Below are 13,397 nucleotides of genomic sequence, written 5' to 3'. Positions count from 1 at the left end.
TGACAGAGCATCAGCCTGCCGGCTGGCAGTATAGATCGGGACAGAGGCAGGCTTTAGCAGAGGACCTCGACCGTAAACCCGCCCGGTGCCTCGACGTAGAACGTATACCCGTGCGCATGCTGCGGAGGCTTGACATCGTATCCGTCCTCCAGCAGCCTTTGGTTGATCCGGTCGACCTGCTCCTCGGTCTGCTGGGGAAAGCCGACGTGGAACGTTTTGGGGTACTGCACCTCACGGCCCTTCATCAGCGTCAGCACAAACCCGTCATCATCGAAGAGCACCGCGAAGTTGTCGCCGCGGGCCGCCCGGCACTCCAGTCCGAAATAAGTTTCCAGAAAGGCCCGTGACGCCGCCACATCGGTCACCGTTAAATTCAAATGGTTGATTTTCATCATTACCGCCGTCCTTTCAAAATGGGATGACTTTCTTTGCTTACCCCCTTATTATATGACCTTTATGCAAGTGATAAGGTTTCGGTATAATGGGGGTTAAAAGAGGTGGGGTTCACGATAAAAACCCGCCACCTGGCAGGAGGCATCGGTATGGAAATTCAGCTTCAAAAGGTGATAAGGGAAAATTGGGAGGAAGCCATTTCCCTCAGGGTTGCGGAGGAACAGGCCGGCTTCACCCCGCCGGTTGCTGTATCGCTGGCCAAAGTCTACGTTAAACCCGATGGGGACAACGTCGACTATATCCCTTTCGCCATATACGATGGGCCGCGAATGGTCGGCTTTATAATGCACGCATGTGAAGAGAACACGGCGGATATGTACTGGATTAACGGCTTTTTGATTGATGAGCGCTACCAGGGCCAAGGGTACGGCCGGGCCGCCTTGACGGAGATGATCCGCTGGATCGTAGATCGGTGGGACCGCTGCCGGGAAATCCGCCTGACCGTTCATGGGGACAACAGAGTCGCCAAGCGTCTGTACGAGTCGGCAGGCTTTACGCCAACTGGGGCGGCATACGGGGGAGAAGAGGTATGGAGCCTGCCGGTCGCAAAAGGCTGATTCATCAGCCTGAACTTCTCGGGGGCTGCAAAGGGAATAGGCTTGTTGGCGCAGATCTCTTGCCCCAGCCGGGGGTCTGTAATATAATGGGGAAAATTTCGTAATTGATGGAGGTTGGAACGATGATGATGACCGTTTTCTTGACCATTCTTTCAGTGAATTAAACTGAATAGCATGCCGGAAGCATGAGGTATCCAAGCCCAACAGGGGCTGGGTATATTTTACATGCAGCTTCCGGGGATGCAGTGAATGGTCTTGAGACGGAATTCCTTAATCACGTTCTTTTGCAGGCAGCCTTAGGGGCAGCCTGTGCCTTTTTGCATAGAAGACGCGAATGGACTTTGGTTCATTCGCGTTTTTTTTGTTTCCGGGGCAGATGTTCGAAACACATTTAACCGGCCGCCGGAGCAAAAACCGCGTTCTGCGGGCTTCATTCTATGCTTACCATCAATGACGAGGTGATCGATGTATGCCACGCTACTTTTTTACTGTACTGCCTGGGCTGGAAGAAATTCTCGCCGATGAAATGCAGGCTAAAACTTCCGGGGTACGTATTGGGGACAAGGCCAGAGGTAAGGTTTATTTTGACTCTGACTTGCCAGTAGAGCATTTTCTGGCGCTGCGGACCGCCGACAATCTGTATCGTTTTATCCACCGGTTCCCGGTGGGTCCTCATAAATTGCATTTGCACGATATTGAACAAGAAATCTCCCGTTTGGATTTATCCATGATCCGCCCGGATTCTTCCGAAAAGATTAGCTTTAAGGTCAATGCCAGCCGAGCGGGAAACCATACCTACAGCAGGTTTGATGCGGCAGAGGCTGCGGAATTGGGAATCATGCGGCGCTATCGGCATTTTAGACAAGATCACAGCGGCGGGCATCAGCTCGAGTTTCGGCTCGATCTGGTTCAGGAAGAGGCTGTCTTTGCCATCAGGATAACGGATGCGGCGTTCAGGTATAGGGGAAAGACGCGGGAATTTGCGCCGGCCGCCCTGCGGCCGACCGTTGCGCACGCGCTCGTGTGGGTGTCCCGTCCTGAGGTGGACGACATCTTTGTTGACCCCTGCTGCGGATCAGGGACCGTGCTGTCCGAGCGCTGTGCGTATCCTCACGCCGGCATTCACGGCGGAGACCTCTCCGAGGAAGCCGTCACAGCTGCCCGTGCCAACGTGGGACACACTTCCGGTGTGCATCTTAAGCTATGGGATGCGCAGCGCCTGCCGCTGGATTCGGGATATGCCGGCAAAGTGGTGACCAATCTTCCTTTTGGAAGGCAAATTTCGTCCATAGCATGCATTCCCGTGTTGTATGAAGAAGTGCTTAGAGAAATGAAGCGGGTGCTGAAATCGGGAGGTCAGATCGTCTGCTTAACCGATGCGGAAGGGCCTCTGCTGGCGGCTGCCGAAAAAGCCCACCTCCGTTTGACCACGGTAGCCGATCTCCGGTTGAAGGGACTGCATCCGTCCATTTATTTGCTGCAAAAAGATTAATCCGGCCCTGTCGCACGGCTGAAACGGACTTCGGGCAATACGGCGGAATGCAGTGTGCCGACAGTGCTTGCCGCATTACACCGGGCGGCTGCGGATCAGCTCGACCAGGTTTGCGGCCGCCGGAGACAGGGGCTCATCCTTGCGGGTGCAGATGGCGATGACGTTCGTCAAACTGACGTCGTCTACATAGACCCGGCACAGCTCTCCCCGCGCCACATATTCGCGTACGACCAGCGAGGAGACAAAGTTGGCGCCATATCCGGCAATGACGGCGGTGATCGCCTCGTGCAGACCGTTAAACTGCAGCGCTACTTTGGGGGCTGGGGCGTTGTAGGTGCGGCATAGCGCGAACAGCCGCTCCCGCGTAGAGCTGCCTTCCTCGCGCATGACAAACGGCTCGCTCATCATTTCGGCAAGCGACAGGTGGCGGTTCGCAAATTTATGATTCGGTGCGACGACGAACCACAGCTCGTCCTGGAACAGCTCCTCGGTCTGAATTGTGTCCGGATATTCTTCCGGCAGCCCGCCATAGATGGCCAGGTCGGCTTCGACGCTCAGCAGCTGCCGGAGCGCCCCGCTGGAGTTGGTCGTGGTGATGCTCATCTCGACCTGCTCATACTGCTGCTTGAACCTTGCCAGCCAGGTCGGGAGGAGAAAGTGCGCAGGCAGGTAGGTCGCCGCCAGGCGGATGTGGCCGGCCGTACCCTGCCCGTAATCCCGCGCCAACTGCTCGATTTGCTGCTCGACGGCGAACAGCCTCTTGGCGAGCGCAGCTATTTTGTTCCCCGCATCCGTCAGCCGGATGCCCCTTCCTTGCGGTTCGAGCAGGATCAGGGACAGCTCCTTCTCGAATTTCTTGATCTGGGCGGTAATCGCAGGCTGGCTGATCTTCAGCAGCTCGGATGCCCGGGTCACGCTCCCGGTGGAAGCAATCACATGAAATAAGCGCAGGGCGTGCAGGTTCAAGATGTATCAACTCCTCATCTATTCATATCTTTAATGTATGAAAATCGGCGAAAGATATATTATTCATATCATTATAGACGATCTACAATAGAACCAGAAGCGCTTCTATCCTAAAAATGAAACCAAATGATAAGGAGTGACGGGGAATGAATCCTGTATGGGAACAAGTAGATGAGTATATTGTCGACCGGCTTTGCCCGAATGACCGGGTGCTGGACGAAGTGATCGTGGCGAACCGGAAGGCGGACCTCCCGGAAATCGATGTAACGGCGAATCAGGGGAAGTTTTTGCAGCTGCTCGTACAAATCAAAGGGGCGAAACGGATCCTGGAAATCGGGACGCTGGGGGCCTACAGCACGATATGGATGGCTAGAGGCTTAAGTGAAGGCGGGCGGATCATCACACTGGAGCTGAGTCCGCATCATGCCGAAGTCGCCAAGAAGAACATCGCCCGGGCGGGGCTGGAACAGACGATCGAAGTACGCACCGGGAACGCGCTTGAACAGCTGGCCCAAATGGAGAAAGAGGGGGTGGAGCCGTTTGACCTCATTTTTATCGATGCGGATAAGCCGAACAATCCGAACTATCTCCGCTGGGCGCTGCATTTTTCCCGGCCGGGAACGGTCATTGTCGGGGACAACGTTATCCGCAACGGAGAAATTGCCGATCGGCACAGCACTGACCCGCGGGTGCAGGGTGTCCGAACGTTCTACGATATGCTCAGCGGGCATCCGAATATTTCGGCCACGGCGCTGCAGACGGTGGGGAGCAAGGGGTACGACGGGTTTATGATTGGCATCGTGAAATAAGTGTTACTTATTCCATAAAATCGGGTTTTTGTATGGCCCATGGAAGGAGATTTCGAGCAGCTTGGACGCCATGGTGACGGCGGAATATTTATAGTTGCTGCGAACCCACCAGACGATGCTTTCCAAATACGCGCCCGTTGTGTAGGCAATGACGAAGGACATCTCCATGCGGAGCCCTTCTTCGGACGTTTGGGAGACGCGAATGCCGTCTTCTACGTAATGCCTGATGATGTTTTTGACTTCCTGAATGAATAAGTCGTCCGGTTTATACACGAGCATGACTTCATAGGCAAGCTGGTTCTGAATGATATGCTCAAACAGGGCGACCATGTTTTCCGGAAGGTCCTCGGAACGCAGCTCGTCAATCCTTTTGGGATGGGTAATGGTCAAGGACTGCCTCAAATCGTTTAAAATTGCATTATGCAGGTCGATTCGCAATTCCAGGATATCTTTATACAATTTATAAAACGTAGGCCGCGTTACATGAGCTTCCTGACAGATGCGCTGAATGGTGATGCTCTTTTCGTTTTCCTTCAGCATCAGCGACAAATAAGCCCGTTGTATTTTTTTCATCGAATGCACTTGCCTTGGATCTTTTCTTTCCACCCACATCACACCTATCTTTTGGTAACTCTATACTAGCATAAAAAACGTCATTCGACGTATATTCAAGGCAGCCAGACGTCATCTGCGGAAGATCTATCTTGCGATAGAAGGATGCCGAATAGCCGGGAAAAAAAGGGACTGCCTCAAAGGTTCGAACCATTTGAGAAGCAGCCCCTGTTTTTTTGCGATAGAAAAAAATGCTCCCGTTACAGCGCCGTCCAGCCGCCATCAATGACGAGTTCCGCACCCGTCATAAATCTGGACTCGTCACTTGCCAGGAATACGACGCCATAAGCAACGTCTTCCGGCTCGCCCATGTAAGGAAGCTGGGTGTGCGCCTCATAATAAGGCATGGCGGATGCCATCGAAGGAGCGGTCATCGGCGTGACGATGATGCCGGGATGGACGGAGTTGACGCGGATCCGATCCTTGCCGTACTCGACGGCAGCGGATTTGGACAACGCGCGCAGCGCCCCTTTGGCAGCCGTATAGGGGCTAGAGCCTGCCATGCCCACAATGCCGCCGATGGATGAAATATTAATAACCGATCCGCCGCCGGCCTTTTTCATTTCAGGGATGCAGTATTTCATGCCAAGCACGCAGCCGTTCAGATTGATGTCCATGACCTTGTTCCACTCGTCCATCTCCATATCGGCCATCGTTTTGGGACTTGCGACGCCCGCATTATTCACCAATACATCCACTTTGCCGTAGAGCTCAACCGTTCTTGCAACGATCGCCTTCCATTCCTCTTCCGAGGTGACGTTCTGCTTCAGCGCCACTGCTTCGCCGCCGTTTGCGGTAATTTCAGCAACGATTTCATTGAGCTTCGCCTCGTTTAAGTCGGTTGCGACGACCTTTGCGCCTTCTTTGGCAAACAATTTCGCTTCCGCCGCACCCATTCCGTTTGCTGCCCCGGTGATGATCGCCACTTTGCCTTGTAATCTCATGCCAGATTGCCTCCCCAATATAAAGTGTAAACGGATCCTGCTTCAGTGAATTTCGTTTACATCGTGTAAAATAGTTCATACAATTATTAGCACACTTTCATGACGAATGCAATGGCGCTATATGCGGGCTCATTCCATCGAACTAGGTCCAGAGGGTTGCAGATAGCCTTGATCGGTGAACGGAAAACCGTTCATACGACACAGGGATTTAAGAGATTAGGGGGATACCCACCTGGAAGATTTGAACCCATAATTAGAGCAGATTGAAATATTATGGAATTTAAACAGACGAGACGTGAGGGGTGCGCATATGTCCAGGTTTTTACTGCGATTTACAAGCATGATGTTGGTATTGTTGATTGTATTGCCAGGAGGAAAGGCGGGGGTGGTCCGCGCGGAAAGCGACAGTCAGACGCATATGGAATGGTCCCGGGAATACGGCAGCTGGTCCGCCGGTGAAGGCGTTCTTCCCACTTCGGACGGCGGATACCTGGCATTGGGCAGCTATACGGAAGTTGTGCCTGCGGGGGAGTGGGACGATTATGAGCAACAAGCGTATATCATGAAGCTCAGCCCGGAGGGAGAGGTGAAATGGGAGCAAAGGTTGGCCTACGGCGGTTCGAGCACCAATGAAGCGCTGTCCGCGATTGAAACCCGGGACGGCGGGTATCTCGTGTACGGAACATCCACCAATCAGGCCGGTGAGCCGTACAGCCAGATGTACCTGGCCAAACTGGATGCCGACGGCGGTCTGAAGTGGGACCGGACCCAGGATGATCCTTATATTTACAGCACGCCGAAGGCAGCGGTGGAGCTGGAGGATGGAAGCTTCGTTATCGGCGGCAAGGGCATCTCCAAGATGGGATACGAGACCGCTTACGCGCTTAAGGTCGATGGGCAGGGACAGGAGCTGTGGTATAACAAATACCGTTATGCGGAGAGCCAGTATTTTGACGATTTGATTCCGGCAGTCGACGGCGGGCTGATCGCGGTGGGCGCGGTGAATACTCCGGAATATGAGGCAGGGGATCCGGACGCGCTGCTGATCGTCAAATTGAATGCGGATGGGCAGGAGGTCTGGTCTAAGCAGATCAGCGATCCCCACACGGACCGGGGCGCTTTTGCGGTCATCCCCGCGGGTGACGACGGTTATTTGATCGGCAGCCAGCGGGTGGTAGACCAGCAGCGCATTACGATTCTGACGAAGACGGATCTGAACGGGGAGCCGCAGTGGGAGAAGACGTTCAAGACGGAGGGCTCGGACTATGAGGTGTTTAACAATTTGATTCCGTTAGGCGACGGATACGCTCTGCTGGGGGGCCACTATTCGGGAAGCCCTTCGAACCGGAAAATCCAGTACGATGTGCTGACTGTGGACAGGGACGGTAACCTTCTGAACCGCCATTTGTTCAAGGAGGCTGCTTTATCCCGCTACGGCATCGGTGCCGCCGGTCCGGACGGAGGCGTCATCGTTCCCGGCACGGTACTGCGCGAGGAAACGACAAAGTTCCAGCTCATTAAGGTTGCTCCTTTTCAGGAGCAGGGGCCAGCGGATGACCGCAAGCCGACAAGCATTGCTTTTTCCGGAAAGGAACTGAAGCTGAAAGAAGGGGAAACCGTTCCTTCCGTGCTTGAGGCGGTATACGAGGATGGATCGCACAGCGATCTGTCCACAGCGGCGGTGTACAGCATCGAAGATGCGTCCATTGCCGAGGCGGACCCTTCCGGGCGTGTCATCGGTGTCTCGCGGGGGAAAACCTATCTGCTTGCGGAATTCCAGGGGCTGAGCGCTAGGATCAAGGTCCAGGTGCTGCCTAAGGACAGCGACGAATTCGATAAGGTCAAAGGTCGGCTTCAACTGGATTCGGACGAGTATTCTTTGGCCGCCGGCACGCAGATCGATATCCGTCTGACTGTGCTGGATTACTTGACCGGCAAGGAAACCGACGTAACCAAGCAGGCGAAGTTCCGCAGCGAGAACCACGATATCGCGGATATCGATGCAGAAGGAAATCTGGTTGGGAAGCGGGCAGGGAGCACGACGATTTATGCTTTTTATAAAGGCAGCCATGTGATGGCAGACGTGCAGGTGATGCGCTCGGCCGGTTCGGAGCGTTAAAGAAAACGCAATTGGCCGGCGTCAGCGGCACCAAGGGGGGAAGCGTGAATTCTCCAATCGCCCCCTCCCATGAATAAACCCTGGAAAGAGGAAAAAAGACGGACCAGCTGCAGCTGATCCGTCTTTTTGCGTCCATCGATCCCGATGGCATTGGATCTTGATGGCTTCCGGTACGCCTGTTAAGCGTTCTGCGCAAACGCCTCGGCTGCGGTGCACAGATAGTAGGACAGGCCGGTTTGCTGGGACTCCAGCATGTTCCGGTGAAAGTCGTCCTGCAGGAAAAAACGCGCCTGCGCAGCAAATGCGTCCGGTCCGGTGTCATGTCCATGCTTCTTCAAAGCCTCCAGATGCGATGCGATCAGCTGCCGGATCTGCCCGTCGTCGTATTTGACGCCATCCTTCAGCCCCTGCGCCATTCCGTTCATAAAGCGCACCGCCTCCGCGGCCTGCTCGTTCATCTCGGCCGGATCCACCCGGTTTTCTTCCAGCATGTCGTATCCGTAATTCTCCTGGATATGGCGGCTTTGCTCCGCCAACGCTTCCTTCCATTCCTCTTCGCTCTGAAATCCTTGGAACATATCTTTCGTATTCATCGCTTTTCCCTCCCGTGTATGTTGAATGGACTCATCCAGCGTATGGACAAGCCGCTCGAGCCGATTTATCCGGCCTAGGAGAAGTTCCCTTTGACCGGACAAAATCTCGGCTCTGCCCGGCTGATCCTCCAGCAGCTGCTTGATTTGCTCCAGCGGAAAATCGAGCTCCTTATAGAACAAAATGTGCTGCAGACGCTCCAGTTCTTCCATGCCGTATAACCGATATCCCGCCTCGGTAATCTCCCTCGGCATCAGGAGGCCGATCTTGTGGTAGTGATGGAGCGTCTTGATGGTGACATTCGACAGCTCCGATACTTCTTTCACGGTGTACACCTGGTCCTTTCCTCCTTTCGCGGTTAGTGTATAGCCTCCCCTAAGGTCAGAGTCAAGCGGGGAACCCGAAAAAATGATTCATTGACTCTCCCCTTGGAGGAGGCTGCATCATGGAATCCGAAACGCACATGATGAAATCCAAACCAGGAAGGGAGTCGAAGAATATGTTCGCTTCGTTAAAGCTGTTACATCATCCATGGATTCGCATCGTCCTCATTTCCAATCTGCTGATGCAAACTGGCATTTGGGTCCGGAACTTCGCAGTGCTGCTCTATGTGGTGAACAAGACTGGCGGCGACGCCTTCGCCGTCTCTATGATCTCGGTTGCCGAGTACGCTCCGATGCTGGTATTTGCCTTGATCGGAGGCGTGTTCGCCGACCGGTGGCCGCCGCGCAGAACGCTGATCTGGTGCGATGCGCTCGCCGCCGTCTCCATCTGGATCGTCCTCGCGGCCATGAAATCGGGTGCCTGGGAAGCCGTATTCTTCCCTACCTTGATATCCGCCGTGCTGTCCCAATTGTCACAGCCGTCAGGAATGAGACTGTTTCAAGAACGGGCCGCAGCGGACTTGATCCAGCCGGCGATGTCTGTGTTTCAGACGATGTTTGCCGTGTTTATGGTGCTCGGCCCCGTTCTGGGGACATGGGTGTACCAAACCTTCGGCATCGGCGTTTCCATGGGCTTGACCGGGACTGTTTTTCTGCTGTCCGCCGCCGTGCTGGGATGGATTCCAGCCGATTCCAAGGCCGAAGGGGGCGGCCGAAAAAAAGGAACCTCGGTATTCCGGGAGATGAGGGACGGCATCCGTTATGTCACTTCGAACCGCGTGCTGGGTCGGCTCAGTCTCTGTTTTGCGGCTGTCGGTCTGGGGATCGGCCTCATTTCGCCGCTAAGCGTCTTCATTGTGACCGACAAGCTCGGTCTTCCCGCCGATCACCTGAAATGGCTGTCCATCCCGTATGGCGCCGGGGAGATTGCCGGCGGGATCGCCGCGTTTGCGCTGGCCGGCCGCATGGCTCCCCAGACGCTGCTGATGCTCGGCCTGATCGTCAATGCAGCCGGGATTGCCGTCACCGGATGGTCCGGTATGCTGTGGCTCACGATGCTGGCCCAGTTCGTTATTGCCCTGCTGCAGCCGGCGATATTCATCGGTAACCAAACGCTCGTCATGCAGCATTCGGAGCCCGAATACATCGGACGGGTGAGCGGAATCCGCACGCCGCTTATGACGGGAGCCATGCTCTTGATGATGAGCCTGTCCGGCGTGCTCGCCGGCCGCTTACCGCTCGGAATCATCTACAGCTTGGCAGGGTTGTGCCTGCTGATCGGCCTGCTTATCGTGCTCCCACTGTACCGGCAGCGGGAATCCGCTCCCGCAAGCCGGCCCGAGTAACGGATCGAGCCCGGCCGGACAGGCCGGGCTAATCCGCCTTAGCCGTATCCGGATCCAACCGGCGCAGGATTCGGGTCATCTTCTCAAGGCAGAAGCCGAGATCGCTTCGGTCCTCCTCGCTGAGAAGATCGAGCTGCTGGCTCAGCTCGTGGTGGAAGGATTCCCACCGGCTGCTTACGATCCGTCGGCCTTTCTCGGTCAAGGACAGTCCGATCTGACGCTTATCCTGAGGGTCCGGCTGCTTGGTGAGACACTCCTTCTCTTCAAGCTTGGCGATCAGGGGCGTAAGCTGCTGCTTGGAAATATGCAGATGTTTGGCCAGAAGGCTCATCGAATAACTATCCGGTTGATGATATAAAGCCTCGAGCACGTGGTACTGCAAATGCGTCAGCTCAGGCAACATTTGCCGCGCAGAAGGCATGTCAAAGCCGCGGTGAAGCAGCGGGATCAGCTGAATATAAGCTGCGGCAAGCCTGGAGTTGTCTGAATTCATGGCGTGTTCTCCTTCATCCCTGTCCATTTGACAGGTAGTAAATATTTATTTATATTATTCACGTATTAAAGCAAAATATCAACAGTAATAGTAAATAAATATTAATTAAAAATGAGACAGAGGAGGAACCCTAATGACCCGCAGCATGGCCAATGATCCAATAAATCGCAGGAGCGGCGGTCCTCGCCGGAGGGGAATCAACTATGATGTCGGAACGTACACCCGGGGACCGGATCAGCCCTCCTCGAGAGAACTTTTTGATCCGGAGACCGTCCGGAAGGAAATGGAGATCATCCAGAGCGAACTGCACTGCACCAGTATCCGTATTTCGGGCAGGGATGTGGACAGGCTGGTGGCGGCTTCGGAATGCGCTCTCCATCAGGGGCTCGAGGTGTGGTTTTCCCCGGCTCTGATCGATGAGGAAGAACAAGCGATGCTCGAGTACTACAGGGAATGTGCAATCGCGGCGGAGACGCTGCGGCGAAAAGGAGCGGACGTCGTGTTTGTGGCCGGCTGCGAGCTGAGCCTGTTCATGAAAGGGATATTGGAAGGAGCTGCGTCCTTCGACCGAATCGGGGTGCTGATGAGTCCTTGGCGGCTGCTCAAATACACCATTCGAAAGGGATCTTTTCATAAGCGTCTGAACGCTTTTCTCAGCAAAGCCGTAAACGTGATCCGGGAGCATTTCCACGGGCAAGTCACCTATGCTTCCGGTACGTGGGAAAATGTGAATTGGGATCTCTTTGACATCGTTTCGGCCGATCATTACCGCGATGCGTATAACGATAAGCACTACCGGAAGCAGCTGCGCTCCTATTTCAAGCACGGGAAACCGGTCGTCATCACGGAATTCGGATGCTGCACCTACGAAGGGGCGCAGGACCGGGGAGGTTTTGGCTGGAACGTCGTAGATCATGGACATTCGCCCAAGCGGCTGGGGGAGGCCGTCGTGAGGAACGAACAGGTGCAGGTCCGGTACATGAGGGAGCTTTTCGATATTTTTCAGGAAGAAGGGGTGGATGGAGCCTTTTGGTTTACGTTTGCCATGCCAAGCTATCCGTATGACGAAGAGCCGGCCTTAAATTTGGATACGGCGAGCTACAGTGTCGTGCGCACGTTCAAAGACGGGCGGACAGGGGCGGCCTATCCCGGGATGCCGTGGGATACGAAGGCTTCCTTTGCGGCACTGGGCGAGCTTTATGATCGGCCGTAGAAATCCGGCAAGCGTACCATCCGCTCATTGACATGGGCATGCTGAAGCTATATATTCAGGGCAGCATCCTGCTGGCCAGGCGGGATAATGTCGGTACTTTTTTCTCGAACACGAGGGAGGTGAAGCACTTTGGAAGATCATGCTTTGAAATATGATCCCGAAGAGTCGGGCTCGAAAATTTGCGAGGTTTTGCAAATCCTGAAGACCAAATGGGCGTTCCTCGTTCTGGATGAACTGCTGAAGGGCCCGCAGCGGTTTAATCAGCTCCAGCGCAATGCGTCCGTGATCAAAACCCAGTCGCTGACGGATACGCTCCGGCATCTCGAACGGATGGGACTTGTGAACCGCGAGGTGTTCCCCACGGTCCCGGTGACCGTCGAATATTCGCTGACGGAGAAGGGCGCCGATTTTCAGCTCGCCTTAAAGGAAATGGAACGATGGGTGGATAAATGGGGCGGACGAAACCCGGCTTCAGCTGAGTAATGGAACATAGCCATAGGTCAAATGTTACTTCAAGGGCTGCAAGGCATGGCTTTCATCTGAAGGTCGGCCTGGTAAGCCCTTTTTGTTGTGTGCAAAATAGGGTTTGACATTGACGCTGCGTAAAGGTGTACAGTGAAACCGTCAGGAGGTGACCCCATGGAATATACCGTACAGAAGCTGGGAAGGCTCGCGGGCGTCAGCACCCGGACCCTGAGGTACTATGACGAAATCGGTCTTCTTAAGCCGGCTAGGATCAATTCGTCAGGGTACCGGATTTATGGGGAGGATGAGGTGAACAGGCTGCAGCAAATTTTATTTTTCAGAGAGCTGGACGTAAGCCTGGACCGCATCAAGGAGCTGATGTCCTCACCTTCTTTTAACAGCAGCGAAGCTCTGAAGGAACATCGTGAGAAGCTTCTTGACAAACGCAGGCAGCTGGACCGGCTGATTGCCAACGTGGAACGGACAATCCAGTATCAGGAAGGGAGAATGAACATGACGGATCAGCAGAAATTTGAAGGCTTCAAACAACAACTCATTGACGATAACGAACAGAAGTACGGCAAGGAAATCCGTGAGAAGTACGGGGATGCGGCCATCGAGCGTTCCAACGCCAAGGTGAAAAACATGACCAAGGAGCAGTACGAAGAGGTGTCGCGCCTGGCCGATGAGGTGCTGTCCACGCTTGGGCAGGCTTATCAAACCGGGGATCCTGCCGGTGAGCTCGCCCAGAAGACGGCTGACCTCCACAAGCAGTGGCTGACGTACTACTGGAGCGATTACAGCAAAGAGGCGCATGCCGGGCTGGCCCAGATGTATGTGGACGACGAGCGCTTCAAGGCTTACTATGATGCGAAGCAGCCGGGAGCGGCGGAGTTTCTGCGGGACGCAATTCTGGTCTACACAGGGATGGCGAAGTCCTGAACCGGGACTGCG

Annotated in this window: 14 protein-coding genes; 8 read left to right on the top strand and 6 right to left on the bottom strand. The window is 54.7% G+C overall.

All coding sequences use genetic code 11. From position 1 onward, the window contains the following. Positions 1–53: 53 nt before the first annotated feature. Complete coding sequence (locus K2F33_RS32170; protein WP_076170755.1) at positions 54–392, bottom strand: VOC family protein; 339 nt, start codon at positions 390–392, stop codon at positions 54–56. Positions 393–542: 150 nt separating this feature from the next. On the opposite strand from K2F33_RS32170, the gene K2F33_RS32165 reads away from it, so the two are divergent. Together K2F33_RS32165 and K2F33_RS32160 are read left to right on the top strand one after the other, a co-directional pair. Further along, positions 543–1,010 (top strand): GNAT family N-acetyltransferase, encoded by a 468-nt coding sequence (locus K2F33_RS32165; protein WP_263880567.1) that lies wholly within the window; start codon positions 543–545, stop codon positions 1,008–1,010. Between the two features lie 469 nt (positions 1,011–1,479). Beyond that, positions 1,480–2,502, top strand: a complete 1,023-nt coding sequence (locus K2F33_RS32160) for a methyltransferase domain-containing protein (RefSeq protein WP_263880566.1) — start codon at positions 1,480–1,482, stop codon at positions 2,500–2,502. Positions 2,503–2,577: 75 nt separating this feature from the next. On the opposite strand, the gene K2F33_RS32155 is transcribed toward K2F33_RS32160, so the two are convergent. After that, a complete protein-coding gene (locus K2F33_RS32155) occupies positions 2,578–3,468 on the bottom strand; it encodes a LysR family transcriptional regulator (protein ID WP_212982883.1) in 891 nt (296 codons plus the stop codon). A gap of 146 nt (positions 3,469–3,614) precedes the next feature. On the opposite strand from K2F33_RS32155, the gene K2F33_RS32150 reads away from it, so the two are divergent. Continuing rightward, complete coding sequence (locus tag K2F33_RS32150) at positions 3,615–4,277, top strand: O-methyltransferase (RefSeq protein WP_263880565.1); 663 nt, start codon at positions 3,615–3,617, stop codon at positions 4,275–4,277. Positions 4,278–4,280: 3 nt separating this feature from the next. Here K2F33_RS32150 and K2F33_RS32145 read toward each other — a convergent pair whose 3' ends face one another. Together K2F33_RS32145 and K2F33_RS32140 are read right to left on the bottom strand one after the other, a co-directional pair. After that, positions 4,281–4,850, bottom strand: coding sequence for a TetR/AcrR family transcriptional regulator (locus K2F33_RS32145; protein WP_167372871.1), 570 nt, complete (start codon positions 4,848–4,850; stop codon positions 4,281–4,283). Positions 4,851–5,089: 239 nt separating this feature from the next. Continuing rightward, positions 5,090–5,833 carry an SDR family NAD(P)-dependent oxidoreductase gene (locus tag K2F33_RS32140; protein ID WP_145024996.1) on the bottom strand — a complete coding sequence of 248 codons (744 nt, stop codon included), beginning with the start codon at positions 5,831–5,833 and terminating at the stop codon, positions 5,090–5,092. A 385-nt stretch (positions 5,834–6,218) separates the two neighbouring features. Here K2F33_RS32140 and K2F33_RS32135 point away from each other — a divergent pair, with 385 nt between their 5' ends. Beyond that, positions 6,219–7,952 (top strand): hypothetical protein, encoded by a 1,734-nt coding sequence (locus tag K2F33_RS32135; protein WP_263880564.1) that lies wholly within the window; start codon positions 6,219–6,221, stop codon positions 7,950–7,952. Between the two features lie 179 nt (positions 7,953–8,131). On the opposite strand, the gene K2F33_RS32130 is transcribed toward K2F33_RS32135, so the two are convergent. Continuing rightward, positions 8,132–8,878 (bottom strand): MerR family transcriptional regulator, encoded by a 747-nt coding sequence (locus tag K2F33_RS32130; protein WP_263880563.1) that lies wholly within the window; start codon positions 8,876–8,878, stop codon positions 8,132–8,134. A 110-nt stretch (positions 8,879–8,988) separates the two neighbouring features. On the opposite strand from K2F33_RS32130, the gene K2F33_RS32125 reads away from it, so the two are divergent. Next, positions 8,989–10,272 (top strand): MFS transporter, encoded by a 1,284-nt coding sequence (locus K2F33_RS32125; protein ID WP_263880562.1) that lies wholly within the window; start codon positions 8,989–8,991, stop codon positions 10,270–10,272. Between the two features lie 28 nt (positions 10,273–10,300). On the opposite strand, the gene K2F33_RS32120 is transcribed toward K2F33_RS32125, so the two are convergent. Then, the gene (locus K2F33_RS32120; protein ID WP_212982887.1) at positions 10,301–10,765 is read right to left on the bottom strand and encodes a MarR family winged helix-turn-helix transcriptional regulator; all 465 of its coding nucleotides are present in this window, start codon (positions 10,763–10,765) and stop codon (positions 10,301–10,303) included. A gap of 133 nt (positions 10,766–10,898) precedes the next feature. On the opposite strand from K2F33_RS32120, the gene K2F33_RS32115 reads away from it, so the two are divergent. The 3 genes from K2F33_RS32115 (at position 10,899) to K2F33_RS32105 (ending at position 13,385) form a co-directional block, all read left to right on the top strand. Then, positions 10,899–11,978, top strand: coding sequence for a glycoside hydrolase family 113 protein (locus K2F33_RS32115; RefSeq protein ID WP_212982888.1), 1,080 nt, complete (start codon positions 10,899–10,901; stop codon positions 11,976–11,978). A 129-nt stretch (positions 11,979–12,107) separates the two neighbouring features. Next, on the top strand, positions 12,108–12,461 hold the full coding sequence (locus tag K2F33_RS32110) for a winged helix-turn-helix transcriptional regulator (protein WP_234489423.1): 354 nt from the start codon (positions 12,108–12,110) through the stop codon (positions 12,459–12,461). A gap of 156 nt (positions 12,462–12,617) precedes the next feature. Further along, entirely contained in the window at positions 12,618–13,385 is a 768-nt protein-coding gene (locus K2F33_RS32105; protein ID WP_076170297.1) for a MerR family transcriptional regulator, read from the top strand. The last annotated feature ends 12 nt before the right edge of the window (positions 13,386–13,397 follow it).

The organism is Paenibacillus sp. PSB04 (assembly GCF_025809195.1).
In the GTDB taxonomy this organism is placed as follows: domain Bacteria; phylum Bacillota; class Bacilli; order Paenibacillales; family Paenibacillaceae; genus Paenibacillus_AQ; species Paenibacillus_AQ favisporus.
Note: the sequence above shows the minus strand (reverse complement) of the source record. Positions and strands in the feature narration are given on the sequence as shown.

Excerpts from the sequence above, each read along its gene's own strand:
- K2F33_RS32170 (WP_076170755.1), bottom strand. The coding sequence starts at position 392 with ATGAAAATCAACCATTTGAATTTAACGGTGACCGATGTGGCGGCGTCA.
- K2F33_RS32165 (WP_263880567.1), top strand. The coding sequence starts at position 543 with ATGGAAATTCAGCTTCAAAAGGTGATAAGGGAAAATTGGGAGGAAGCC.
- K2F33_RS32160 (WP_263880566.1), top strand. The coding sequence starts at position 1,480 with ATGCCACGCTACTTTTTTACTGTACTGCCTGGGCTGGAAGAAATTCTC.
- K2F33_RS32150 (WP_263880565.1), top strand. The coding sequence starts at position 3,615 with ATGAATCCTGTATGGGAACAAGTAGATGAGTATATTGTCGACCGGCTT.
- K2F33_RS32145 (WP_167372871.1), bottom strand. The coding sequence starts at position 4,850 with ATGAAAAAAATACAACGGGCTTATTTGTCGCTGATGCTGAAGGAAAAC.
- K2F33_RS32140 (WP_145024996.1), bottom strand. The coding sequence starts at position 5,833 with ATGAGATTACAAGGCAAAGTGGCGATCATCACCGGGGCAGCAAACGGA.
- K2F33_RS32125 (WP_263880562.1), top strand. The coding sequence starts at position 8,989 with ATGGAATCCGAAACGCACATGATGAAATCCAAACCAGGAAGGGAGTCG.
- K2F33_RS32120 (WP_212982887.1), bottom strand. The coding sequence starts at position 10,765 with ATGAATTCAGACAACTCCAGGCTTGCCGCAGCTTATATTCAGCTGATC.
- K2F33_RS32115 (WP_212982888.1), top strand. The coding sequence starts at position 10,899 with ATGACCCGCAGCATGGCCAATGATCCAATAAATCGCAGGAGCGGCGGT.
- K2F33_RS32105 (WP_076170297.1), top strand. The coding sequence starts at position 12,618 with ATGGAATATACCGTACAGAAGCTGGGAAGGCTCGCGGGCGTCAGCACC.